The organism is Lonsdalea britannica (assembly GCF_003515985.1).
Classification (GTDB): domain Bacteria; phylum Pseudomonadota; class Gammaproteobacteria; order Enterobacterales; family Enterobacteriaceae; genus Lonsdalea; species Lonsdalea britannica.
Map to the genome: position 1 here is coordinate 97,446 of NZ_CP023009.1, position 24,061 is coordinate 121,506.

Annotated in this window: 27 protein-coding genes; 21 read left to right on the forward strand and 6 right to left on the reverse strand. The window is 56.4% G+C overall.

Going from position 1 to position 24,061, the window contains the following annotated elements; translation table 11 throughout:
* The first annotated feature begins 71 nt into the window (after nucleotides 1–71).
* The 9 genes from thpR to panD all read left to right on the forward strand — a co-directional run bounded on the left by thpR (nucleotide 72) and on the right by panD (nucleotide 7,077).
* Nucleotides 72–608, forward strand: coding sequence for an RNA 2',3'-cyclic phosphodiesterase (gene thpR / locus CKQ53_RS00485; RefSeq protein ID WP_094118341.1), 537 nt, complete (start codon nucleotides 72–74; stop codon nucleotides 606–608).
* A 5-nt stretch (nucleotides 609–613) separates the two neighbouring features.
* Nucleotides 614–1,336, forward strand: a complete 723-nt coding sequence (gene sfsA, locus CKQ53_RS00490) for a DNA/RNA nuclease SfsA (protein ID WP_085651213.1) — start codon at nucleotides 614–616, stop codon at nucleotides 1,334–1,336.
* Between the two features lie 161 nt (nucleotides 1,337–1,497).
* A complete protein-coding gene (gene dksA, locus CKQ53_RS00500; protein ID WP_026741198.1) occupies nucleotides 1,498–1,953 on the forward strand; it encodes an RNA polymerase-binding protein DksA in 456 nt (151 codons plus the stop codon).
* A 77-nt stretch (nucleotides 1,954–2,030) separates the two neighbouring features.
* Nucleotides 2,031–2,948: a tRNA glutamyl-Q(34) synthetase GluQRS gene (gluQRS, locus tag CKQ53_RS00505; RefSeq protein WP_085651212.1), complete on the forward strand. Its 918-nt coding sequence runs from the start codon at nucleotides 2,031–2,033 to the stop codon at nucleotides 2,946–2,948.
* Nucleotides 2,949–3,016: 68 nt separating this feature from the next.
* Nucleotides 3,017–4,423 carry a polynucleotide adenylyltransferase PcnB gene (gene pcnB, locus CKQ53_RS00510; RefSeq protein ID WP_208640028.1) on the forward strand — a complete coding sequence of 469 codons (1,407 nt, stop codon included), beginning with the start codon at nucleotides 3,017–3,019 and terminating at the stop codon, nucleotides 4,421–4,423.
* Nucleotides 4,423–4,917 carry a 2-amino-4-hydroxy-6-hydroxymethyldihydropteridine diphosphokinase gene (folK, locus tag CKQ53_RS00515; RefSeq protein WP_085651210.1) on the forward strand — a complete coding sequence of 165 codons (495 nt, stop codon included), beginning with the start codon at nucleotides 4,423–4,425 and terminating at the stop codon, nucleotides 4,915–4,917. Before pcnB ends, folK begins: the two co-directional genes overlap by 1 nt.
* Before the next feature lie 94 nt (nucleotides 4,918–5,011).
* The gene (gene panB, locus CKQ53_RS00520; RefSeq protein WP_094118342.1) at nucleotides 5,012–5,806 is read left to right on the forward strand and encodes a 3-methyl-2-oxobutanoate hydroxymethyltransferase; all 795 of its coding nucleotides are present in this window, start codon (nucleotides 5,012–5,014) and stop codon (nucleotides 5,804–5,806) included.
* 15 nt (nucleotides 5,807–5,821) lie between these two features.
* Nucleotides 5,822–6,676: a pantoate--beta-alanine ligase gene (gene panC, locus CKQ53_RS00525; RefSeq protein ID WP_085651208.1), complete on the forward strand. Its 855-nt coding sequence runs from the start codon at nucleotides 5,822–5,824 to the stop codon at nucleotides 6,674–6,676.
* Between the two features lie 20 nt (nucleotides 6,677–6,696).
* Complete coding sequence (panD, locus tag CKQ53_RS00530; RefSeq protein ID WP_094118343.1) at nucleotides 6,697–7,077, forward strand: aspartate 1-decarboxylase; 381 nt, start codon at nucleotides 6,697–6,699, stop codon at nucleotides 7,075–7,077.
* A gap of 50 nt (nucleotides 7,078–7,127) precedes the next feature.
* On the opposite strand, the gene CKQ53_RS00535 is transcribed toward panD, so the two are convergent.
* Genes CKQ53_RS00535 through CKQ53_RS00545 form a run of 3 tightly spaced genes read right to left on the reverse strand, consistent with a single transcriptional unit; the run spans nucleotide 7,128 to nucleotide 10,133 of the window.
* Complete coding sequence (locus CKQ53_RS00535; protein WP_094118344.1) at nucleotides 7,128–8,369, reverse strand: polysaccharide deacetylase family protein; 1,242 nt, start codon at nucleotides 8,367–8,369, stop codon at nucleotides 7,128–7,130.
* A gap of 58 nt (nucleotides 8,370–8,427) precedes the next feature.
* Nucleotides 8,428–9,198 (reverse strand): ABC transporter permease, encoded by a 771-nt coding sequence (locus CKQ53_RS00540; protein WP_094118345.1) that lies wholly within the window; start codon nucleotides 9,196–9,198, stop codon nucleotides 8,428–8,430.
* A complete protein-coding gene (locus CKQ53_RS00545; protein WP_094118346.1) occupies nucleotides 9,195–10,133 on the reverse strand; it encodes an ABC transporter ATP-binding protein in 939 nt (312 codons plus the stop codon). Before CKQ53_RS00545 ends, CKQ53_RS00540 begins: the two co-directional genes overlap by 4 nt.
* Nucleotides 10,134–10,245: 112 nt before the next feature.
* Here CKQ53_RS00545 and can point away from each other — a divergent pair, with 112 nt between their 5' ends.
* On the forward strand, nucleotides 10,246–10,905 hold the full coding sequence (gene can, locus CKQ53_RS00550; RefSeq protein ID WP_085651203.1) for a carbonate dehydratase: 660 nt from the start codon (nucleotides 10,246–10,248) through the stop codon (nucleotides 10,903–10,905).
* A gap of 76 nt (nucleotides 10,906–10,981) precedes the next feature.
* On the opposite strand, the gene hpt is transcribed toward can, so the two are convergent.
* Nucleotides 10,982–11,512, reverse strand: coding sequence for a hypoxanthine phosphoribosyltransferase (gene hpt, locus CKQ53_RS00555; protein ID WP_085651240.1), 531 nt, complete (start codon nucleotides 11,510–11,512; stop codon nucleotides 10,982–10,984).
* A 334-nt stretch (nucleotides 11,513–11,846) separates the two neighbouring features.
* On the opposite strand from hpt, the gene CKQ53_RS00560 reads away from it, so the two are divergent.
* The gene (locus tag CKQ53_RS00560; RefSeq protein ID WP_085651202.1) at nucleotides 11,847–12,188 is read left to right on the forward strand and encodes a hypothetical protein; all 342 of its coding nucleotides are present in this window, start codon (nucleotides 11,847–11,849) and stop codon (nucleotides 12,186–12,188) included.
* A 48-nt stretch (nucleotides 12,189–12,236) separates the two neighbouring features.
* Nucleotides 12,237–12,611, forward strand: a complete 375-nt coding sequence (locus tag CKQ53_RS00565; RefSeq protein ID WP_085651201.1) for a DUF6515 family protein — start codon at nucleotides 12,237–12,239, stop codon at nucleotides 12,609–12,611.
* On the opposite strand, the gene CKQ53_RS00570 is transcribed toward CKQ53_RS00565, so the two are convergent.
* Entirely contained in the window at nucleotides 12,592–13,656 is a 1,065-nt protein-coding gene (locus CKQ53_RS00570) for an ABC transporter ATP-binding protein (protein ID WP_118894531.1), read from the reverse strand. The two genes, CKQ53_RS00565 and CKQ53_RS00570, sit on opposite strands and share 20 nt — an antisense overlap.
* Before the next feature lie 7 nt (nucleotides 13,657–13,663).
* Nucleotides 13,664–15,262, reverse strand: a complete 1,599-nt coding sequence (locus tag CKQ53_RS00575) for an ABC transporter permease (RefSeq protein WP_162896317.1) — start codon at nucleotides 15,260–15,262, stop codon at nucleotides 13,664–13,666.
* 255 nt (nucleotides 15,263–15,517) lie between these two features.
* On the opposite strand from CKQ53_RS00575, the gene CKQ53_RS00580 reads away from it, so the two are divergent.
* From CKQ53_RS00580 to CKQ53_RS00620, 9 genes are all read left to right on the forward strand, one after another.
* Nucleotides 15,518–15,865 carry a YacC family pilotin-like protein gene (locus CKQ53_RS00580; protein ID WP_085651198.1) on the forward strand — a complete coding sequence of 116 codons (348 nt, stop codon included), beginning with the start codon at nucleotides 15,518–15,520 and terminating at the stop codon, nucleotides 15,863–15,865.
* 108 nt (nucleotides 15,866–15,973) lie between these two features.
* On the forward strand, nucleotides 15,974–16,837 hold the full coding sequence (speE, locus tag CKQ53_RS00585) for a polyamine aminopropyltransferase (protein WP_085651197.1): 864 nt from the start codon (nucleotides 15,974–15,976) through the stop codon (nucleotides 16,835–16,837).
* A gap of 29 nt (nucleotides 16,838–16,866) precedes the next feature.
* Nucleotides 16,867–17,661 (forward strand): adenosylmethionine decarboxylase, encoded by a 795-nt coding sequence (gene speD / locus CKQ53_RS00590; RefSeq protein WP_085651196.1) that lies wholly within the window; start codon nucleotides 16,867–16,869, stop codon nucleotides 17,659–17,661.
* A gap of 201 nt (nucleotides 17,662–17,862) precedes the next feature.
* Nucleotides 17,863–18,096 (forward strand): glutaredoxin-like protein NrdH, encoded by a 234-nt coding sequence (gene nrdH / locus CKQ53_RS00595; protein WP_085651195.1) that lies wholly within the window; start codon nucleotides 17,863–17,865, stop codon nucleotides 18,094–18,096.
* Between the two features lie 9 nt (nucleotides 18,097–18,105).
* On the forward strand, nucleotides 18,106–18,513 hold the full coding sequence (gene nrdI, locus CKQ53_RS00600; RefSeq protein ID WP_085651194.1) for a class Ib ribonucleoside-diphosphate reductase assembly flavoprotein NrdI: 408 nt from the start codon (nucleotides 18,106–18,108) through the stop codon (nucleotides 18,511–18,513).
* Complete coding sequence (gene nrdE / locus CKQ53_RS00605) at nucleotides 18,513–20,642, forward strand: class 1b ribonucleoside-diphosphate reductase subunit alpha (protein ID WP_176223478.1); 2,130 nt, start codon at nucleotides 18,513–18,515, stop codon at nucleotides 20,640–20,642. Before nrdI ends, nrdE begins: the two co-directional genes overlap by 1 nt.
* A 22-nt stretch (nucleotides 20,643–20,664) precedes the next feature.
* Nucleotides 20,665–21,627, forward strand: coding sequence for a class 1b ribonucleoside-diphosphate reductase subunit beta (gene nrdF / locus CKQ53_RS00610; protein WP_094118350.1), 963 nt, complete (start codon nucleotides 20,665–20,667; stop codon nucleotides 21,625–21,627).
* Nucleotides 21,628–22,145: 518 nt separating this feature from the next.
* Nucleotides 22,146–23,330 (forward strand): efflux RND transporter periplasmic adaptor subunit, encoded by a 1,185-nt coding sequence (locus CKQ53_RS00615; protein ID WP_162896318.1) that lies wholly within the window; start codon nucleotides 22,146–22,148, stop codon nucleotides 23,328–23,330.
* Between the two features lie 14 nt (nucleotides 23,331–23,344).
* Nucleotides 23,345–24,052 (forward strand): ABC transporter ATP-binding protein, encoded by a 708-nt coding sequence (locus CKQ53_RS00620; RefSeq protein WP_085651190.1) that lies wholly within the window; start codon nucleotides 23,345–23,347, stop codon nucleotides 24,050–24,052.
* Nucleotides 24,053–24,061 lie beyond the last annotated feature (9 nt).

Consider the following 24,061-nt stretch of genomic DNA (forward strand, 5'->3'; position numbering starts at 1 on the left):
ATTCTCCGTAATGATTAACTTTAAGCGGCGCACATTGTAGCATCGGAGCCCCCTATTACAGAGAGAGCGTCATGACTGCCACCCGCCGCCTGTTTTTTGCCCTGCCGCTGCCGGAAAACACCCGCCGCCAGATTATCCGCTGGCGCGCGGCGCATTTTCCGATGCAGGCGGGACGTCCGATTGCGGCGGCCAATCTGCATCTCACTCTGGCGTTTTTGGGCGAGGTCGGCGACGGTCAGCAACGTGCGCTACAAACCCTGGCGGGACGCATTCGACAGCCGGGGTTTGCCTTAACGCTTGATGACGCGGGTCACTGGCCGCGCCCCGGCGTGGTCTGGCTGGGATGTCGCCGCGCGCCGCGCGGTCTGTTGCAGCTGGCGGAACTGCTGCGCGCACAAGCGGCGCGTCATGGTTGTCACCAAAGTCTGCAGCCGTTCCATCCTCATGTGACCCTCCTGCGCGGGGCGACCCACCCCGTGGCCTTGCCGCCCGCCACGTTCGGCTGGTCGACGGAGGTCGATAGCTTCTCCCTGTACGAATCACAGTTTGAACATGGCCGAACCCGCTACCGGTCGTTGGCAAGCTGGCCGCTTATCGCCAAAGAGTAAACACGATGCAGTTTTCGCCCCCGTTGCAGCCCGCAACGCTGATTAAACGCTATAAACGCTTTCTGGCTGATGTGATCACGCCCGAAGGCGATGTCATGACAATCCACTGCCCAAACACGGGCGCGATGACCGGCTGCGCCACGCCGGGCGACACCGTCTGGTACGCCACTTCCGATAATCCCAAACGCCGCTATCCCTGTACCTGGGAACTCACCGAGACGCAGACCGGCGATCTCCTGTGCGTCAATACGCTGCGCGCCAACCAGGTCGTCCGTGAGGCGATATTGGCGCAGAAAATTCCGGAACTGAACGGCTACGACGCGCTGAAGGGCGAGGTGCGCTATGGCGAAGAGGGCAGCCGCATTGATTTTCTTCTGCGGGCAGAGGACAAAGCCGACTGCTATATTGAGGTCAAATCAGTCACATTGTTGCAACATGCGTGTGGTTATTTTCCTGATGCGGTGACGCTGAGAGGACAAAAGCATTTACGTGAACTACAGTACATGGCGGCCAGCGGAGCGCGCGCTGTACTCTTTTTCGCCGTGATGCATTCCGGCATCAACCGGGTCTCTCCTGCCGGCCACATAGATAAACGTTATGCCGAATTATTATGGCAGGCACAGCATCTGGGGGTTGAAATTCTCTGTTACGGGACCCATCTTGCTGCGGAAGGGATGACAGTCAATGGCCCGTTACCATTCGATAACATGGCGGCAATGCGCGAATAGCGTGATACGTTATGTTTACGGATGAATTCAACGCTTCCTCACACTTTATCAGGCCGGTGTCAGGAATGATTGCCAACCTAACGTCCATCTGTTATTTATAGCGGCCTGTTTTTTCCCCTCGGGGATCGATACTGCGTGTCGTGTTATGTAGGAGAAGCAACATGCAAGAAGGGCAAAACCGTAAGACATCCTCTCTGAGCATCCTCGCGATTGCCGGAGTGGAGCCATACCAGGAAAAGCCGGGCGAAGAATACATGAACGACGCTCAGCTGGCGCATTTCAAGCGCATCCTTGATGCATGGCGCAACCAGCTACGGGGCGAAGTTGATCGCACCGTATCACACATGCAGGATGAAGCTGCTAACTTCCCAGACCCCGTTGACCGCGCGGCCCAGGAAGAAGAATTCAGCCTGGAACTGCGTAACCGCGACCGCGAACGTAAGCTGATCAAGAAGATCTCCAAGACGCTGCAAAAAATCGAAGACGAAGACTTCGGCTTCTGCGACTCTTGCGGTGTCGAGATTGGTATCCGTCGTCTGGAAGCCCGTCCGACCGCTGACCTTTGCATCGACTGCAAAACGCTGGCGGAAATACGCGAAAAACAAATGGCAGGATAATCTATTCCTGAACGGGAAGGCTTCGGCCTTCCCGTTTCTTTATATGACGTCCATCGACATGACGCTCTCGCAGTAGTATGTCCGCATTACATCAAGATAATCATTACGTCGGGCGTTTTGCCCCTTCTCCGTCCGGCGATCTGCATTTTGGTTCCCTGATAGCCGCTCTCGGCAGCTACCTGCAGGCGCGTGCCTGCGGGGGACGTTGGCTGGTTCGCATCGAAGATATCGATCCCCCACGAGAAGTCCCCGGCGCGGCCTCGCGTATTTTGCGCCAGCTAGAGCACTATGGCCTTCATTGGGACGGCGACATCGTTTACCAGTCGCAGCGCCACGACCGCTACCGCCAGATCCTCGACGACCTCAAACAACAGGGACGCTGCTACTATTGCACCTGCACGCGCCGTCGCATCCAGCGTCTCGGCGGCCGTTACGACGGCCACTGTCGTATGCTGGAGCGCGGAGCGGATAACGCCGCGCTACGGCTGACGCAAAGCTGTCCGGTAATGCGCTTCCAAGACCGGCTACGCGGCTGGCTGGACGCCGACCCGGCGCTGGCGCGAGAAGACTTCATCATTCACCGCCGCGATGGCCTGTTCGCCTATAATTTGGCGGTCGTCGTAGACGATCGCGATCAGGGCGTGACGGAAATTGTACGCGGCGCGGACCTGATTGAGCCGACCGTGCGCCAGCTGTCGCTGTTTCGACAGCTCCAGTGGGACGCGCCGGACTATATTCATCTGCCGCTGGCGCTGGATGCGGCAGGCAAAAAGTTGTCCAAACAAAATCATGCCCCGCCGCTGCCGCAAAGCGATCCGCGGCCGACGTTGGCGCAGGCGCTCGCGTTTCTGCGCCAGCCCTTGCCGGAAAGCTGGCGGGACCTTACTCTGTCGGAACTTCTCAACTGGGCTGAGACCCACTGGTCGCTGGCGACAATATCGACGGAAGCGGCCATTCCGCTGCCCGAAATCACAACGGCATTCTCAAAGTGCTGAGGGTGAGCTATGATTAGCCGCTATTTTTTGGTTGGGCCGTTCATTTTTCATCATTATCGAGGTGTATTATCTTTACCCGAGTAGCTAATTTCTGTCGTAAGGTACTGAACCGTGAGAACGAGTCCGGCGCTTCCTCAGCACCGCGCGAGTCCATGACGGTCATTCCGCGTGACCAACATACTATTTCACGCAGTGACATTAGCGATAATGCCCTGAAAGTACTTTACCGCCTGAACAAGTCAGGCTATGAGGCTTATCTGGTCGGCGGCGGCGTACGTGATTTGCTGCTAGGCAAAAAGCCCAAAGATTTTGATATCACCACCAACGCCACGCCGGAACAGGTACGCAAGCTCTTCCGCAACTGCCGTCTGGTAGGACGCCGGTTCCGTCTGGCGCACGTCATGTTCGGTCCTGAAGTGATTGAGGTCGCCACATTCCGCGGCCACCACGAACAGCATCAGGAACAGCTGCTGAAAAACACGTCCCAACAGGGGCAGAACGGCATGCTGCTACGCGACAATATTTTCGGCTCGGTGGAAGAAGACGCCCAACGCCGCGACTTTTCCATCAACAGCCTCTATTACAGCAGCGCCGACTTCACTGTTCGCGACTATACCAACGGGCTTAGCGACCTGAATCAGCGAATCATTCGCCTGATCGGCGAGCCAGAAAAACGCTACCGCGAAGACCCGGTGCGGATGCTGCGCGCGGTACGTTTCGCCGCCAAGCTGGACATGACCATCAGCCCCGAATCCGCCGAGCCAATCCCGCGTCTGGCCTCGCTGCTGCACGATATCCCGCCAGCGCGCCTGTTCGAAGAGTCGCTGAAGCTGCTGCAGGCAGGCTATGGCCATCCCACCTATGAACTGCTGTGCGAATACCAGCTGTTCCAGCCGCTGTTCCCGCTGATTAGCCGTAACTTCACCGACACGGGCGACACCGCGATGGAGCGGATGATCGTGCAGGTGCTGAAAAACACCGACCAGCGTATTCAGAACAACATGCGCGTTAACCCGGCCTTCCTGTTCGCCGCGATGCTGTGGTATCCGCTGATCGAGCATGCCCAGAAGCTGGCGCAGGAAAGCGGTCTGGCCTATTTCGAAGCCTTTGCGCTGGCGATGAACGACGTGCTCGACGAACAGTGCCGATCGCTGTCCATTCCTAAACGCATTACTTCGCTGATCCGCGATATCTGGCAGTTGCAGCTGCGCCTGTCTCGTCGTCAGGGCAAACGCGCCTTCAAACTGATGGAACATCCTAAGTTCCGTGCGGCTTACGATTTGTTGTGCCTGCGCGCCGAGATCGAACATCAGCCGGAACTGCAGCGCCTGGCGCAGTGGTGGGGCGAATTCCAGGTCGCCGCGCCGCCGCGGCAGCAGGTATTACTGAGCTCGCTGGATGACGGCCCGACGCCGCACCGCCGCTCTCGCCGTCCGCGTAAGCGCCCCGCCGCGCCGCGCCGAGGTCAGCAATAATGACGCGCGTGTATCTGGCGCTCGGCAGCAACTTGTCGCAGCCGTTACAACAGGTACATGCCGCGCTGGCGGCGCTGGACGCGTTACCGCTTACCCGGCTGGTGTGCTGCTCGCCTTTCTACCGCAGTCGCCCGCTGGGCCCGCAAGACCAACCGGATTACCTCAATGCAGTGGCGGAGCTTCACACCGAGCTTGAAGCGGAAGCGCTGCTGGATCAGACGCAACGCATCGAGCAGGAACAAGGACGCGTCCGTAAGGCCCATCGCTGGGGTCCACGCACGCTCGATCTGGACATCCTGCTGTTCGGTAATGAAGCGATCAATACCGACCGCCTCACCGTTCCCCACTACGATATGAAAAACCGCGAATTCATGCTGTATCCACTGGCCGACATTGCCCCGTCGCTGATTTTCCCCGACGGAGAATCGCTGGTCGATCGCCTGGCGTGCGTGCCGTCCAACGGACTCACCCTGTGGGATCACGCGGCGCAGTAATCGTTGCCATCAATAAAGCATCCGCTGCCTCGCCGTTTTCAGTGGAGTATCGCTGCCCCCTTTTCTCATCCTCATTTTATTCAGGAAGGCCGCCATGAAACCAACGACGTTAACCCATTTGCGAAAGTGGAAACAGGCCCGCAAAAAGTTCGCCACCATCACGGCCTACGACGCCAGCTTTGCCCGCCAGTTCTACGAACAAGGCATCAAAGTCATGCTGGTGGGCGACTCTCTGGGCATGACCGTGCAGGGAAACGACTCCACGATCCCCGTGACGCTTGAAGATATGGTCTATCATACCCGTTGTGTCCGACGCGGCGCGCCGCTGTGTCTGCTGCTCTCCGACATTCCGTTTATGGGCTGCGCCACGCCGGAGCAGGCCTGTCAGCAAGCCGCCGAATTGATGCGCGCAGGCGCTAACATGGTGAAAATCGAGGGAGGCAGTTGGCTGGTGCCTACCGTGCAGATGCTGACGGACCGCGCCGTCCCCGTGTGCGGTCATCTGGGGCTGACGCCGCAGTCGGTCAATATCTTCGGCGGCTATAAGGTGCAGGGACGCGAAGAAAGCGCCGCAGAACGTCTGCTGGAAGACGCGATGGCGCTGGAGCGAGCCGGTGCTCAAATGATGGTGCTGGAGTGCGTACCGGTCGAGCTGGCCCAACGCATCACCGAAGCGCTGACAATCCCGGTGATCGGCATCGGCGCGGGCAACGTGACGGACGGACAAATTCTGGTGATGCACGACGCATTAGGTATCAGCGGCGAGCAGACGCCGAGCTTTGCCAAAAACTTTTTGGCCCTGGCGGACGATATCCCCTCGGCCATTCGCCTTTACGTGCAGGAAGTAGAGCAGGGATTGTACCCTGACGACCAGCACGCCTTTCACTAACGCAGGAGAAGCGGAGTGTTAATTATCGAAACGCCCCTTTTGCTACGGCGCGAAGTCCGACGCTGGCAGCAGGAAGGGAAAAGAGTGGCGCTGGTTCCCACCATGGGGAATCTGCATGACGGCCATATGGCGCTGGTTGACGCCGCCAAGGCGAGCGCCGATATCGTTATCGTCAGCATTTTCGTCAACCCAATGCAGTTCGAACGCGCGGACGATCTGGATCGCTACCCGCGTACGCTGCAAGAAGACTGCGAGCGCCTGACCCAACGCGGGGCCGATCTGGTGTTCGCTCCGGCAGCGCAGGACATCTATCCCGCCGGGATTGAGCAGCAAACGTTTGTCGAAGTCCCCGGTCTGTCGCAGATGCTGGAGGGCGCCAGCCGTCCCGGCCATTTCCGCGGCGTCGCCACGGTGGTCAGCAAACTGTTCAATCTGGTACAGCCGGATGTCGCCTGCTTCGGCGAAAAAGATTATCAGCAGTTGGCGCTCATTCGTCAGATGGTGGCGGATATGGGCTACGACATCAGTATCGTGGGCGTACCGATTGTCCGCGCTCAGGACGGGCTGGCGCTCAGCTCCCGCAACGGTTACCTCACGCCCGAAGAGCGCAAGATCGCGCCTCAGCTGCCGCGCATTATGCACGCCATCGCGGAAGAACTGGCGACCGGCAACCGGCAAATTGACGAAATTCTGGGCCGGGCGGAGGAAGCGCTGCGCAACGCGGGCTTTACGCCGGATGAACTGTTTATCCGCGACGCGGACTCGCTGCATCCGCTGACGACTGACAGCGCCCGCGGCGTAATTCTGATGGCCGCCTGGCTCGGAAAAGCGCGGCTTATCGATAACCTGCAGGTTGATCTCACCGCATAATCGACACCCGGTATTCGCTAATGATAAGAACTATGCTGCAAGGCAAACTGCACCGGGTCAAAGTGACTCAGGCCGACTTACACTACGAAGGCTCTTGCGCCATCGACCTCGACTTCATGGAAGCCGCGGGCATTTTGGAATATGAAGCCATCGATCTTTACAACGTGGACAACGGTCAGCGTTTTTCCACCTACGCCATCGCCGCCGAGCGCGGATCGCGCATCATTTCCGTCAACGGCGCGGCCGCGCGCTGCGCCTGCGTCGGCGACCGCATGATCATCTGCTCTTACGTGCAGATGTCGGACGAACAGGCCCGCACGCATCACCCGAAAGTCGCCTATTTCAACGACAAAAACGAACTTCAGCGTACGGCGAAAGCCATTCCGGTGCAGTTAGCCTGATCCCCCATGGCGCCGTGTCTGCGGCGCTGTTTTACCGCCCAAACCGTCCACTAGTTGGCCAGCCGCGCCGCCATCGTCTCAATCGAGTCCGTGCGCAATATGAACAGTCTTTTCAGCGCGAACGGATTGTCCCCCGGCAGTACCTTTCCCTGTTTCGTCGTCAACGCCATATGAAAGCCCGCGTCCTTCGCCGCCTGAACCGCTGTCGGGGAGTAGCCGCCGAACGGATAGGACAAATACCACACCTGAGCGTTAAACGGTGACAACGCACGCCGCGTATGCTCGAAATCCAGCTCGATATTACGCAGCGTGCGACTCAATAAAACCGGGCGACGCGCGGGACCCAGTCGATGCAGAAAATGGGTATGTGACTGGAAGTCGAACACATCGGCAATCTGCCGGAGTTCACTGCTGCTCATAAACTGCAGCGAGTTCGGGTCCCACGGCTGCGGATGGCGCTTGATGCGCGAAGTGATGATGAAGGCGGTGGCGTGAAATCCATACTGCTTAAGCAGCGGATAGGCGTAGCGACACACGGACTTGAGGCCATCGTCAAACGTTAGCACCACCGCCCTGCCCGGCAGATTGATGCGGTTATGCAGGTAATCCTCCAGCTGATACAGCGAAAGCGTCGTGTAACCAGCTTCTTTCAGGTAGGCCATCTGGCGGTTGAATGCGTCGTCGGACGTCGTCGTCGAGGTATGCAAAAACCGCGTGTTCTCGGCGTCGGTCAGGAGATAGTGATAGGTCAGCACCGGAATACCGTTGTCCTGTTCACTGTCCCGCGCTCTGACAAACGCAGGCCGATCGCCCAGGCTGATTTCATACCAGAGATGATTGAAGCGGTCATGTCGTTGTCCGGCGATAGGATAGCGCAGGTTGCCCGCCATCACGCCCATCGTCGGGCTGTCGTCATCCGGCGCCGTGTAGAGCGTCACCGCCCTCGGCGTGATGAGATTACGTCGGGGGCAAGGCGTCAGCGGCCCCTCGGGTGCCGAGGGGGCGTCGGCTGAGTCGCCGAGCGCATGTTTATCGATGAAGCCAGAGCCGAAGCCGAAAGCGATCGCATCGCGCTCTTCGGTGCCGGGACGTACCCGGACCACTTCGCCGCGTTTGATTTCCGCGACGATAGTCATGCTGTCGCCAATCGAGGCGTAGACATTGCTGTCGTGGATGAGCGTTCGATATTCGGAAGACGGTTCAGCGTAGCGCGATAATGCCTCTGCGCCGGTCAGCAACGCCAGAAGCGCCAGACCGATACCTAACGCGGCCGTCCTGGATTGAAAGTGCATAGGGAATTGACTTGTTGATGCCGATAATCAAAAACGCCCCCCGAAGGGGGCGGACACATTAGCCGCGCAGGCCGCGACCCTGCTCGATGAGCCACCACGCCACCGCATAAAACGCGACGATAAAGATCACCAGCACGCCGAGCGTCAACGTCAGTGAAACGTCGTTGATCCCGAGGAAGCCGTAGCGGAAACCGCTGATCATGTACACGATCGGGTTCAGCTGGGAGACGGACTGCCAAAACGGCGGTAGCAGCGTGAGCGAATAAAAGACCCCGCCGAGGTAAGTCAGCGGCGTCAGCACAAAGGTCGGGATCAGGCTGATGTCGTCAAAGGTTTTGGCGTACACCGCGTTCAACAGACCGGCCAGCGAAAACAGTATCGCGGTTAGCAACAGCGTCACCACAATCATCCACCAGGCATGCACCTGTAACGGAACGAAGAACAGCGACACGGCGGTCACCAGAATGCCCACGCAGATCCCGCGCGCCATTCCGCCGCCGATATATCCGGCGATGATGATGTGCGTCGGCACCGGCGCTACCAGCAGTTCTTCGATGTTGCGCTGGAATTTCGCGCTAAAGAACGACGACGCGACGTTGGCGTAGGCGTTAGTAATCACTGACATCATGATAAGACCGGGAACGATGAACTGCATGTAGGTGAAGCCATGCATTTCGCCGATGCGCGCGCCGATGAGGTTGCCGAAAATAATGAAATAGAGCGTCATGGTAATGACCGGCGGCACGAGCGTTTGCACCCAAATACGGGCAAAACGATTCACTTCTTTCGTCCAGATACTCTGCAATGCGACCCAATACAACCTGCTCATGCTTTCTCCTCGTTGGCATGTTCTCCATGATGGTTAACCAGACTGACGAATAGCTCTTCCAACCGGTTAGCCTTGTTGCGCATGCTCAGTATTTGAATGCCCTGCGCGCTCAGTTGACTGAATACGCCGTTCAGCCCCTGATCCCGTTTCACGTCGACCTCCAGCGTCGTCGTATCCACCAGCCGATGCTGATAGCCGTCCAGACGAGGCAAGGCGCTCTTGGACGCCAGATCGAGAATGAAGGTTTCCGATTGCAGTTTGGAGAGCAGTTGCTTCATTGAGGTGTTTTCCACCAGCAGGCCGTTCTGGATAATGCCGATATTGCGGCACAGCATTTCGGCTTCTTCGAGGTAGTGCGTGGTCAGAATAATGGTGGTGCCCTGACCGTTCAGCTCCTTCAGGAACCCCCACATAGACCGGCGCAGTTCGATATCCACCCCTGCCGTCGGTTCGTCGAGGATCAGTAATTTGGGTTCATGCATCAGGGCGCGGGCGATCATCAGACGCCGCTTCATGCCGCCGGACAACATGCGCGCCCGCTCATTGCGTTTGCCCCACAGATCGAGCTGGTTAAGGTATTTTTCGGCGCGTTGCTGCGCCGTTTTACGATCGACGCCGTAGTAACCCGCCTGATGCGTCACAATCTGATAGACCGTTTCAAACGGGTTGAAGTTGAATTCCTGCGGCACCAGACCCAGCTGGCGTTTGGCGTTGACGATGTCCTGGTCGATGTCGTAACCAAAGACGTTAACTTTGCCTGAGGTCTTGTTCACCAATGAGCTGATAATGCCGATGGTAGTAGATTTCCCCGCGCCGTTCGGTCCCAGCAACGCATAAAAGTCGCCGGCCTCAACCTGTAAATCAATCCCTCGCAGCGCTTTGACTCCTCCTGGGTAGGTCTTGCTTAATTTCGCTAGTTCCAGTGCATACGTCATAAGAAAAAGGATGCCTTATTGTCAGTGTGTACGTCAGTTTTCAATGTTAAAACCCCAGTGATTGCTCTATATTAACTCCACTGCCATTTGTTGTTACAGGTCATTTACTTTCATGAAAACAATCGAAACGCTTATCGCTAATAACCAGAATTGGTCCGAAAAGATGGTGAAGGAAGATCCGGGTTATTTTGAACGATTAGCTCAGGCGCAGCGCCCGCGTTTTCTATGGATTGGATGTTCGGACAGTCGGGTTCCCGCGGAGAGCCTGACCAGCCTGGAGCCGGGAGAGCTCTTTGTTCACCGCAACGTCGCCAACCTGGTGATCCATACCGATTTGAACTGCCTGTCGGTCGTGCAGTATGCGGTCGAAGTGTTAGAGGTAGAACACATCATCATCTGCGGTCACTACGGCTGCGGCGGCGTACAGGCGGCGGTGGAAAACCCCGAACTGGGGCTGATTAATAACTGGCTGCTGCACATCCGCGATCTGTGGTACAAGCATAGCTCTCTGCTGGGAGAATTGCCTCCCGAAGAGCGCTTCAACAAGCTGTGTGAGCTCAACGTGGTAGAGCAGGTTTATAACCTCGGCCACTCCACGATCATGCAGTCCGCCTGGAAACGGGGCCAGAAGGTGATGATTCACGGCTGGGTCTACGGTATTCAGGACGGTCGGCTAAGCGATCTGGAAGTCACCGCCACCAGTCGCGAATCGCTGGAACAGCGCTACCGCCGTACGATGTCCTCACTGCTGTCATCTTCCCGGGTAGACTAATCGAAGTCAAAAGCCGCGCTCATCGTTCGCAGGTGGCGCGGCTCTTTTATTCTGCCTTTCGGATCAATGGGGAAGTTTACTCCGGCACGACCTTGCCGACGTACGGCAGGTGACGATAGTGCTGCGCGTAGTCGATGCCGTAACCCACCACGAATTCGTCTTCGATTGAGAAGCCAACCCATTCGACGGGCACTTCAACTTCACGACGCGACGGTTTATCCAACAGCGTGCAGATGGCGAGGGACTTCGGTTCGCGCAGCTGCAGGATTTCTCGTACTCGGCTCAGGGTGTTGCCTGAGTCGATGATATCTTCCACGATCAGCACATCTTTTCCGCGAATGTCTTCGTCCAGATCCTTCAGAATCTTCACGTCACGCGTAGAGTTCATGCTATTGCCGTAGCTCGACGCCGTCATGAAATCGACTTCGTGAGACACTTCCAACGTCCGGCACAGGTCCGCCATGAAGATGAACGAGCCGCGCAATAATCCCACTAGCACCATGTCGCTCTGGCTGTTCTGGTAATGCGCGCTGATTTGGCGACCGAGTTCGGCTACACGCGCCTTGATGTCCTGCTCGGAGATCATGACGTCGACGGTGTGTTTCATCATATTGAAAACTCATTGAAAGGATGTGTTCTGTATCGCCTCGCAGGCCATACCCCGATGCTGAATACGCGACCTGTGCGCACCAGAAGATATGGCCGCGGAGTATAGCAAAAGCCCCCTTCCACTAACAGGCGCTTTCATGTTCAGCGCCCAAAGCGGGCTGCTAAGGTACTGTCCAATCGTAGGAATATCGCTAAAAAAACTGCGTTGACCGCAACGTTTGCACAAAATAATCAGGATTGTGTTATGCCCGTATAAAGCTGGGTAAAGCGGGTTGCCCCTCAGACGGAGAATGCCCTTATATAGGGCTACCCCCTACTGAAGAGGTGCATTTATGAAAACATTAACCCAACGTTATGGCATCGCTGCCGCCATCGCCGCTTTCTCTCTTTTCGCTACCCTGCCCAGCGCCTTTGCGCATCCGGAACAGGGCGCGCCGCAGATGGAAGGCCACGACCACGGCGATAACGACCATGACCGTATGCCGCACCATCCGCCGTTCCACCCAATGCCGCCGGCGTTGTATCAGGCTTCTCTACAGACTAACGATCCCGTCGCAGGCGTGAACAAACTGGTTTCCAACGTCCCTGCTGCCGGCAACGGTAAGACCTATGAAGTCAGCGTGAGCGTGCGTGAAGTTCCGCCCGCACCGCAAAAAGGCGCTGCGGATAAGTAAACCTGCTAAGGTTTATGTGATCGTCCCATGGCAACACAGGAATTTCGTATGAAAAGATTAGTGACAGCTTTCGCAGTGCTGAGCCTCATGCCAGCGGCCTTTGCCGCGCCTGGCGGCCCGGATAGGTGGCATGGTCACGATCATGGCCCGGGGCCGGGTCCCGGTTTTCACTACGACCATCTGCCGCCAGGAGTCGAAACCGTGCTGATCGCCGGACTGACTTACTACGTACTGAACGGCATATTTTATCGTCCGGATCAGGAAGGCTATGTCGTGGTCGACAACCCGGATAACGTTGAGACCACGAACACGATGACGGTATTGGACGTCAACGGCGAACGTTTTTACGTCAAAGACGGACGCTATTACCGCCACACCGTTGAAGGCGATTACATCGAAGTGCCTAGGCCGCCGGGCCTGTAATCACGGTCTTGCCTTCTTGATGAGGAAAAAAGACCGGTTGTTCGGTACGAATACTGAGTCTGACCGGCTGGTCAGGCTCAAACCAGTTATTGGTCTGGACCTGTAGCACATCATCCCCCACTCTCACCCGATATAGGTTATTCGTTCCCAGAAATAGGCGATCCTCGATCACTGCCGCGCCTTCCGGGTCCAGCGCCAGCGCGATTTCCTGCGGACGCACCAACCAGTCTCGCATCATCCCCGACTCCAGCCCCAGCGAACGCGCCGCATGATGCTCGCCCAGAAAGCTCTTCCAGTCTTTGTCACCGGTAATCTTCACCGGCAGATAATTGCCGTAGCCCATGAAGTCCGCGGTGTAGCGGTTCACCGGTCGATAGTACAAGTCGGCGGATACGCCCTGCTGAACCAGATGGCCCTTGCGCATCAGCATCAAATGGTCGGCGAAGGCAAAGGCGTCTTCTCTCTCGGTGGTCACGAACAGGGCCGCGATATGGTGTTGTTTCAACAGCCGGCGTAGCTGCGTCAGCAACGGGTAACGATGCTGGCTGTCTATCCCGGTAAACGCAGCATCCAGCAGCAGCAGCGAGGGACGACAGGCCAGCGTACGGGCCAGCGCGCCGCGCAGGCACTGCTCTTTCGACAATTCATGCGGGTAACGCTGCGCGATATCCGTCACGCCCATCAGCGCCAGCGACTCCTCCAGTACACGACGGGACGCTTCGCCGGGGATGTGCTGCATCCCAAAGCGGACGTTTTCCCTCACGGTCAGATGCGGGAACAATGCGTCATCCTGAAACACCATCCCGACAGACTGGGAAGAAGGAGGCTCGCCGTTGACGGGCGTTCCCGCCAGCACAATCTGGCCCTGCGTCGGCGCAATCAGCCCGGTGATGGCCTTGAGCAACGTACTCTTGCCCTCCCCGCTTTCCGCCAGCAGACAAACCAGTTCGCTTTCATGAATGGAAAAAGTGATGCCGTCCAGGATGGGACGAGATGGGTAGCCGCAGTGCAGTTCGCGCACCGACAAGATATCAGGCATGGTCATGCGGAATTTATCCTTCCCTCTGTAGCAGACGATGAAGTCCGAATAACGGCGGCACGCCGAGCAACACCAGCAGAAACGCCGGCGCGGCGGCCCATGCCAGTTGGTCGGATTCGACAAAGCCGAACACATAGGTCGACAGAGTATCGACGTTGACGCGCTGCAGCAGCAGCGAAGCGTTCAGCTCTCGCAGGCTTTCGCTCCAAACCAGCAGCGCGCCGACGAGTAGCGTTCCGCGGACAGACGGAAAGACGTTCAGCCACACGTTTTGCGCCGTGGAATAGCCCAGCGTTCGACTCATCGCGTTCATCCCGGGCGGCAGCTGACGCAACTGCTGGTGCAGCGGGGCGATAATGAGACTGGCGCCTCGCAAACTATAGACCAGGATCAACATCAGTACCGATCCGGACAAAACGCCCATCGCCAACGGCATGCCGCGCGAATCGAACAGCATCAGCGCCACCAGCACGCCCATGCCCGCCAGGCTCCCCGGCAGCACACGATTAAACCCCAGCCAGCGCAGCGGATGCCGAAACGCAGGATTGTCCGCGGTCCGCTTATCGAACAGATACAACATCGCCAGCCCCAGCGAAATCAGCATCGCGCACGAAGCCGCCAGTACGCTGTTGATGGTCGCCAGCAATAGCGGCAGCGTCCAGATGGTGACCGTCGTCGTCAGCCAGTGATGCGCCAGCCACAACAGCGGCACGCCGAACGCCAGCAGCACCAGCCCCCAACCGGCCGACAGCGTGATGCGGCGGAGCCAAATCGGCGACTCCGGCCGCTCGGCCGGATAAAGCGATGCGGGGCGTTGGTAACGGACTTGCCAGAGACGACCGTGACGCGCTATCGCGCCCAGCAGCACGATCAACGGCAGAAGCACCAGCGCCATACGCGCCGCCGTCCCGAACTGGGCCTTATCGCGCCAGAAATCCATGCTGATGGTCGTCAGCGTCGGCACCGAAAAATAATTCGCCGCTCCGTAATCCGACACGGCTTCCAACGCCACGACAGCCAGACCCAGCCACAGCGTCGGGCGAACCAAAGGAAAACGAACGCGAAAAAACATGCGCAGCGCGGAGGGACACTGCAACCGACCGGATTGCATCATGCCTTCCGGCAGGCTCATCAGCGTGGCGCGCAACAGCAGGTAGAGATAGGGAAACAGCGCCAACGCCAGACACAGGCTGCAACTCAGTTGACGCAGCGGCGGGCTCCAGTCGAAGCCCCAACCTGACAGGCTGGCGAAGGAAAGCGCATAGAAGGTTTGCCGGACCGGACCGCCGAACTCCAGTAGTTCGCCATACACGGCCGCCAGCAGATAGGACGGCATGGCCAACGGCAGCAGGAGCGCCAGGTGCAGCCAGCGCTGTCCCCGGAAACGGTAGTGGGCCATGATCAGGGCGAACGGAAGCGCCAGCAATAAACTGATTGCCGCGCTCTCCGCCATAATCGTCAGGGTATTTATCCCATAGCGCGGCAACATCGCCCACAGGGAAGCCATGCTCATGCCCGGTTCAACCACGGCCAGCACAGCCACCGCCCATACAGGAAACAGCAGCATCCCCGCCAACCACCCGCTACTGACGCGCCAGATACTGAGATTCATAGGTAAAAGCATAGAGAAAGTTTCAGATAACACTATTAATAACAGAGCATAACTCAGTCGTCATGAAATCAATCTGCGAGAAAAAGGCGGTAATCCGGCTATTGGTCAATACTTAGCCTTGGCGGTCCGTCAAGGCCTACTTAACACGGTGGATCGTGGTAGGCAAAGGAGCGCTTAACCGCATAATAAAACTTGGAATCCGCGATAATAACTGTGGTAACGTCTCACCAACGGTAGTATGAAACAGGTCTAATCATGAAAAAATCCGCACTGGCGCTACTCTTGCTAAGTCTGTTGAGTGTCTCCTCCGCCAGTAAAGCACTTAACGAATTCGAAGCCGAAGATCTGGCCGATCTGACGGCTATTTTCGTGTATCTGAAAAATAACTGTGGCTACCAGGATCTGCCCAATGAACAAATTCGCCGCGCGCTGGTAGGATTTGCTCAGCAAAACCGCTGGGATTTGAGCAACTACAACACCTACGACATGATCACCCTGGGCGAATCCAGCTATCGCGATTTGAGCGGTATCGCCATCCCCACCCAAAAAAAATGCCAGTCACTGGCACGAAATTCGCTCAGTCTGCTGGCGAATACCCAGTAATTGTCCAAATCCTCCGCGCTGCGTGAAATTTGACCGTGCAAGCCTAATAAGAGTTAGCTATCATAGCGCGCCAATTTTCATGGCTGTTATCGCGGAGGAAGCACTAACATGTCCCAGAAAGAAATTTGGTATGAAACACTCCATGCCAACTTCGGTCAGTACTTTGCTGTAGACAACGTGCTCTATCACGAAAAGACCGACCATCAGGACCTGATTATTTTCGAAAACGCCGCGCTGGGACGAGTGATGGCGCTGGATGGCGTGGTGCAGACCACCGAACGTGACGAGTTTATCTATCATGAGATGCTGACTCACGTGCCCCTGCTGGCGCATGGCAATGCCAAACGCGTACTGATTATTGGCGGCGGCGACGGCGGGATGCTGCGCGAAGTCTGTCGTCATCGCGGCGTTGAACAGATCACGATGGTCGAAATCGACGCCGGCGTAGTGGAGTTCTGCGGTCAGTACCTGCCGAACCACAGCGCAGGCGCCTATGACGATCCGCGTTTCCGTCTGGTCATCGACGACGGCGTGAACTTCGTTAAAGCCTGCCAGGACAAATTCGACGTCATTATCTCCGACTGCACTGACCCGATAGGTCCCGGAGAAAGCCTGTTTACCTCCGATTTCTATGAAGGTTGCGCACGCTGCCTGAACGACGGCGGTATTTTCGTGGCGCAAAACGGCGTTTGTTTCCTCCAGCAGGATGAGGCGGTCACCAGCCACAACAAGCTGAGCCACTACTTTAGCGACGTCAGCTTCTATCAGGCGGCGATCCCCACCTATTACGGCGGGATCATGACCTTCGCCTGGGCGAGCAACAACCCAGCCTTACGCCAACTGAGCCCGGAAAGTCTGCAGGAACGTTTCGCCGCGACGGGAATCGACTGCCGCTACTACAATCCGGCCATCCACGTCGGCAGCTTTGCCCTGCCGCAGTATTTACTGAATGCGTTGTCAGCCGCGCGCTGAGACTCGCATCCATAAGGGGGTGAATTAAATTGCAAAAGCTGAAACTACATGGCTTTAACAATCTGACCAAGAGCCTGAGTTTTTGTATCTACGATATCTGTTATGCCAAAACGCCAGCCGATCGCGATGGTTATATTGCCTACATCGACGAGCAATATAACGCGAACCGTTTGACAGAAATCCTGACCGAAACCTGTTCTATTATCGGCGCCAACGTCCTGAACATAGCCCGCCAGGATTATGAGCCGCAGGGCGCGAGCGTGACCATCTTGGTCAGCGAGGAACCCGTAGATCCGCGTGACGTGGATACCTCCGAACATCCCGGCCCGCTGCCGAATTCGGTCGTAGCCCATTTGGACAAAAGCCATATCTGCGTGCACACCTACCCGGAAAGTCATCCGGAAGGCGGGTTGTGTACATTCCGTGCCGATATCGAAGTGTCGACCTGCGGCGTCATTTCCCCGCTTAAGGCGCTTAACTATCTGATCCATCAGCTGGAATCGGATATCGTGACTATCGACTATCGCGTGCGCGGATTTACCCGCGATGTGAACGGCGTTAAACACTTCATCGACCATAAAATCAATTCAATACAAAACTTTATGTCGGATGATATGAAGTCGCTGTATCACCTGATGGATGTGAACGTTTACCAGGAAAATATTTTCCACACTAAAATGCTGCTGAAAGATTTCGATCTGAAGCACTACCTGTTCAACGCCAGCCCGGATGCGCTGAGTCCGGAAGAGCATCAGCGGATTACCGATCTGCTGTATCGCGAAATGCAGGAAATTTATTACGGCAGAAACATCCCCGCCATGTGACCGCCAAGCCTAAGGGCGCCTGCCCTTAGGCTTTTCTTGTGCTTAGCTTCCTTAAAAATCCCATATATTGCGTGGTTGATATTTTTCACCACTATATCTAGTATTACCTTTCAGAAGACGACATCACGTGTGCCACCGCGGCAGACCGTCTCCATCGGGCGTTTCGCCCCCCTTTTTTGCGCCTAGAGGTGAATACGAATCATGAGCATTACTGTTTACAGCAAATCCAACTGCCCGCAGTGCGATGCCACCTGTCGAGCGCTCGACAAACACCAGATTGGCTATAATAAAATCGATCTGACTCAGGACGCGCAGGCGCTGGCCTACGTCCGCTCGCTGGGTCACCAGCAGGCGCCGGTGGTCGTGGCCGGACAGGAACACTGGAGCGGCTTTCGCCCCGACAAAATTCATGCGCTGCGTGCCATTGCCGTCTGAGGCCAATTCATGAATCCGTTGTTGATCTATTTCTCCAGCCAGTCAGAGAACACGCGTCGTTTCATCGACCAAGTGGGACTCCCGGCCATCCGTATCCCCATTCGACCGAGCGCGGTGATGGAAGAGGTCACGCAACCCTATATTTTGGTGGTTCCCAGCTATGGCGGCGGCACGGTGATTGGCGCAGTGCCGCGTCAGGTGATCCACTTTCTCAACAACCCTTCCCATCGGCATCTTCTTCGGGGCGTCATCGCCGCAGGCAACCGCAACTTCGGTGAAGCCTACGGTATTGCGGGAGACATTATCGCGCGCAAATGCCAGGTGCCCTGCCTGTACCGCTTCGAACTGTCCGGTATGCCTGAAGATGTGGAAAACGTGCGTAAAGGAGTCAACCTTTGGCTACAGCAGAACCAGTGATGACGCGGCCCCTCGACAGCGGGCTCGACTACCATGCACTCAACGCCATGCTTAACATTTACGATGCCGACGGCCGGATTCAGCTGGAGCAGGATCAGCAGGCCATCAGTCAGTATCTCGCGCAGCATGTCGCGCCCAAAACGCAGCGCTTCGCCACGCTGGAAGACAAGCTGGCCTCCCTGCAGGATGAGAATTACTACGAAGCCAACGTGTTGGCCCAGTACGATGCCGGTTTTATCAAAGCGCTGTTTCAACAGGCTTACGGCCACGAGTTTCGTTTCAAAACGTTCGTCGGCGCATTCAAGTTTTACACCAGCTACGCGCTGAAAAGCTTTGACGGCAAACGCTATCTGGAAGGGTTTGAGGACCGGGTCTGCATGGTCGCGCTGACGCTGGCGCGCGGCGATGAGACGCTGGCGAGCGCCCTGGTCGATGAGATGATGACCGGGCGTTTCCAGCCCGCGACGCCGACGTTCCTCAACTGCGGCAAGCAGCAGCGCGGCGAGCTGGTTTCGTGCTTCCTGCTGCGCATCGAAGATAACATGGAGTCCATCGGCCGGGCCGTGAACTCCGCGTTGCAGCTATCCAAACGCGGCGGCGGCGTCGCATTCACGCTGAGCAACATCCGCGAAACCGGCGCGCCTATCAAACGTATCGAGAATCAGTCATCGGGCATCATCCCGGTGATGAAAATGCTGGAAGACGCCTTTTCTTATGCCAACCAGCTCGGCGCGCGTCAGGGCGCGGGCGCGGTCTATCTGAGCGCTCACCACCCCGATATCTTGCGCTTCCTCGATACCAAGCGGGAAAACGCGGACGAAAAAATTCGGATAAAAACGCTGTCGCTCGGCGTGGTGATCCCGGATATCACGCTCCATCTGGCGCGTGAAAACAAAGAGATGCACCTGTTCTCTCCTTACGATGTTCAGCGGGTTTATGGTCAGCCGCTGTCGGAAATCGCCATCAGCGAAAAATATCAGGAGATGATCGACAACCCGTCGATCCGCAAATGGACCATCAGCGCGCGTCAGTTCTTCCAAACGCTGGCCGAGATCCAGTTCGAATCCGGCTACCCGTACATGATGTTCGAAGACACGGTCAATCGGGCCAACCCGATCCACGGCCACATCAACATGAGCAACCTGTGTTCGGAGATCCTGCAGGTCAATCAGGCAAGCGAGTACGAAGAGGATCTGACTTATCGGAAGATCGGGAAGGACATTTCCTGCAACCTCGGTTCTTTGAACATCGCCAATGTGATGGACGGCAAGGATATCGGCCGTGCCGTGGAGTTCGCCGTGCGCGGACTGACCGCCGTCTCCGATATGAGCCAGCTCAACGCGGTTCCCTCCATCGCGAAAGGTAACGCAGACTCACACGCCATCGGCCTCGGCCAAATGAACCTGCACGGCTATCTGGCACGGGAAGGCATGTACTACGGTTCGGAAGAAGCGTTGGATTTCACCAACATGTACTTCTACACCGTGGCCTATCATGCGCTGCGCGCCTCTAACCAGCTGGCTATCGAGCGGCAGGAAACCTTCAAAGGCTTTGAGCGCTCGACTTACGCTAGCGGCGCGTTCTTTGACAAGTATCTTCAGCAGGAGTGGCGGCCCGCCACGGAGAAAGTCCGCGCGCTGTTCAAAGGCAACGGCATTCACCTGCCGAACCGTGAAGACTGGCAGCAGTTGCGGGACCGCGTGATCGCGCACGGTCTGTATAACCAGAACCTACAGGCGATCCCGCCCACCGGCTCCATCTCTTACATCAACCACGCCACGGCCAGCATTCATCCCATCGTGTCGCGCATTGAAATCCGTAAAGAAGGCAAAATCGGACGGGTGTACTATCCGGCGCCGTTCATGACCAATGAGAACCTGCCGCTGTATCAGGACGCCTACGACATCGGCCCGCAGAAAATTATCGATACCTATGCGGTGGCGACCCAGCATGTGGATCAGGGGCTATCGTTAACGCTGTTCTTCCCGGATACCGCCACGACCCGCGACATCAACAAGGCGCAGATTTATGCCTGGAAACAGGGGATTAAAACCCTCTACTACATCCGGGTGCGTCAGATGGCGCTGGAAGGCACTGAGATTGAAGGCTGCGTATCCTGCGCATTGTGATTTTATTGACGGAACTGACGCTATGAGCAAACTTCCCCCGCTGCGGGCGATTAACTGGAACCGACCGCAGGATGACAAAGATCTGGAGGTCTGGAATCGACTGACCGCCAACTTCTGGCTGCCGGAAAAAATTCCGCTGTCGAACGACATTCCTTCCTGGGCGCAATTCACCGCTCAAGAGCGGCAGCTGACGATTCGGGTATTCACCGGCCTGACGCTGCTGGACACCCTGCAAAACACGCGCGGCGCGCCGTCGCTGATGCAAGACGCCATCACGCCGCACGAAGAGGCGGTGCTGTCCAACGTCTGCTTTATGGAAGCCGTGCACGCCCGTTCGTACAGCGCGATTTTCTCCACGCTGTGCCAAACCCGCGAGGTGGACGACGCCTATTTGTGGAGCGAACAAAACGAGGCGCTGCAAAACAAGGCCGCCCTGATCCTGAAACACTACGAGCACGACGATCCGCTGATGAAGAAAGTCGCCAGCGTGTTTCTGGAATCGTTCCTGTTCTACTCCGGCTTCTATCTCCCGATGTACTGGGCCAGCCGCGCGCGTTTGACCAACACGGCGGATCTTATCCGGCTGATCATTCGCGATGAGGCGGTCCACGGCTACTACATCGGCTACAAGTTCCAGCAGGGACTCAAACGTGTGGATGCCGCCCGTCAGGCGCAGATCAAGGCGTACACCTACGAGTTGCTGCAAGATCTGTACGACAACGAGGTCGACTATACCGCGGCGTTGTATGACGAGGTGGGCCTGACGGAAGACGTGAAGAAATTCCTGCATTACAACGCCAATAAGTCGCTGATGAATCTCGGCTATGAGCCGCTGTTCCCCGCCAGCATGACGGACGTCAATCCGGCAATCCTGGCGGCGCTGTCGCCGAACGCCGACGAGAACCACGACTTCTTCTCCGGCTCCGGCTCATCGTATGTCATCGGCAAAGCCGTCGAAACGGAAGACGAGGACTGGGATTTTTAATTCCCCAAACCACGACGCCTCCCGTCCATTTTGGGTGGAAGGCGTCGAAGCAAACATCATCAGACATGACCTCTCCGGACGCTCGGTGCGACAGCGATACCCTTCAACGCTTTCCCGATCGATCCTTTCCTGACGTCAATGATATCCAACGACGCTGACTATTTCTGACCTGATGCCGGGGCGAAACACGCTAATGCCGGTCGGCAATACCGCCACGACGATGGCCCCGCCTCCCCCATTTAGCGACGAATTCTTAATCAAGCCTAAAGTTAATCACATATTTCAATCACCTATCTTACTGTCCCATTTTTAACTTAAAGCGTTAACTTAATCCCAAAAGTGAGAATTATTAAAAACCAACAAAACAAAAAATCATATTAATCAATAAGTTAAAAATTGGCATAAAACATGCTTTATAAGCCCGAGTTTATTGGAATGAGTATGTCGAAATGGATATTAAAAGAACAATTAAGAAGGGACGTCTCAAACCCTTTTTAATCGCAGGGAGCGCGTTGTGCGTGCTTATTGCTGGGTATTTGTTGATCAGTTTTGATCCGAGCGGTTTTGAAGTAAGAGCCTCCAACGTATTGATTGGTCAGGTTAAACAAGGCGACATGACGATCGAGGTTCAGGGCAATGGCATTTTGGCTCCGCGCAATGCGACCTGGATATCATCGAATATCGACGGCATCGTCGAGTCAGTGAAAGTCAAACCCGGCGCCGCCGTAGAGCCTGGAGACGTTATCGCCGTGCTGGTCAATCCGGAGCTGATTCAGACCACGGAAGAACTGCGGTGGGAGATCGGCGCGAAGGAAGCCGAAAATAAAGCGCTGCGGGGCCAGCAGGAGAGCGCTTATCTGGCCGCCAAAATCGCTATCGTCAAAGCGGAACAAGAGTACCGCCACGCCAAACTCGAATATGATGTCGCCGAAATGCTGAATAAGCGTAACGACGGCTCAGTCCCCCTTCTGGTCCTGCATCGCTCAAAGCTCGCGACCGAACAAACCCGGCAAAGCCTGATGTACACGAAAGAGCAGCTTGAAAAACTGGCCGTCGTGCAAAAGGAAAACAAAGAAGCGGACGACGCACGGCTCAGCAAATTGAAAAATATGTTGGCGCGGGCGGAAACGCAGATACGTTCTTTGACGGTAAAAGCGAGCGAAGCCGGTATTATTCAGGTCACCAATATTGAAGTGGGACAACACATCACCAATGGATTTAGCCTCGCTCGCGTTGCGCGTAAGGATCAGCTCATCGCCGAATTAAAAGTGCCTGAGCGCCAGATCCGAGACGTCGCGCTCGATCAATCCGTGCTGATCAATACTCACACCAACCAGATCCACGGCAGAGTGTCCCGCATCGATCCTGCCGTCATCAATGGCACGGTGCAGGTTGACGTCGAGTTCACGGAACCGCTGCCCAACGAAGCGCGGCCGGACCTCAGTATCGAAGGTCGCGTGCAGGTCGCGAACCTGAAAGATGTGATTTACGCGCCGCGGCCGATGTACGCCCAGAGCAATACGCCTGGGATCGTGTATAAGCTCGCAGCAGATGGTAAAAGTGCGGTAAAAGTACCCGTGACCTTTGGGATGGGATCGGCAAATGAAATTGCTATCTCGTCAGGGCTGGTAGCGTCGGATCACATCATTTTGTCGAGCTATCAATCCTGGGAACACGTCGATCAAATAAGCATCACTCGCTAATAAAGGATTCTTGTATGTCAGCAGTTGTCGAGCTTAAAAACATCAAAAAAGTGTTTTTTACTGAGGAAATGGAAACTCATGCTCTGAGTGATGTGAGCTTCACGATCAACCAAGGGGATTATGTTTCTATTTCCGGCCCGTCGGGATGTGGAAAGTCCACGCTCTTGTCTATCCTCGGATTACTGGACAAGGCCACGGAGGGCGAATATGTGATTAACGGTCATAACGTCAATGCGCTGACCGCCAAGCAGCAGGCGGAAATTCGTAACCTTGAGATAGGTTTCGTCTTTCAGTCCTTTAACCTGATCAGCGATCTTACCGTCGACGAAAACGTCATGCTGCCGCTGACCTACCGCAAGGGCATCAGCAACAAGCAAATGAAAGCCATGGCGGATGCCGCGCTGGAAAAAGTGGACATGAAACACCGGGGAAGACACTACCCTTCCCAGCTTTCCGGCGGACAGCAGCAGCGCGTCGCGGTGGCGCGCGCCATCGTCGGCAACCCATCCCTGCTGCTGGCGGATGAACCGACCGGTAACCTGGATTCGCGTAATGCCGATGCCGTGATGTCGTTGTTCGATCAGCTCCATCAGGCCGGCTCAACCATCTGCATGGTGACCCATGACCCGCGTTCAGCGGCCCGGGCCTTGCGACAGATTGAAATTTTCGACGGTATGGTGATTGACGACCATCAGCTGAAACACTTCGCCAGAGTGGTTTAAGGAGAAACC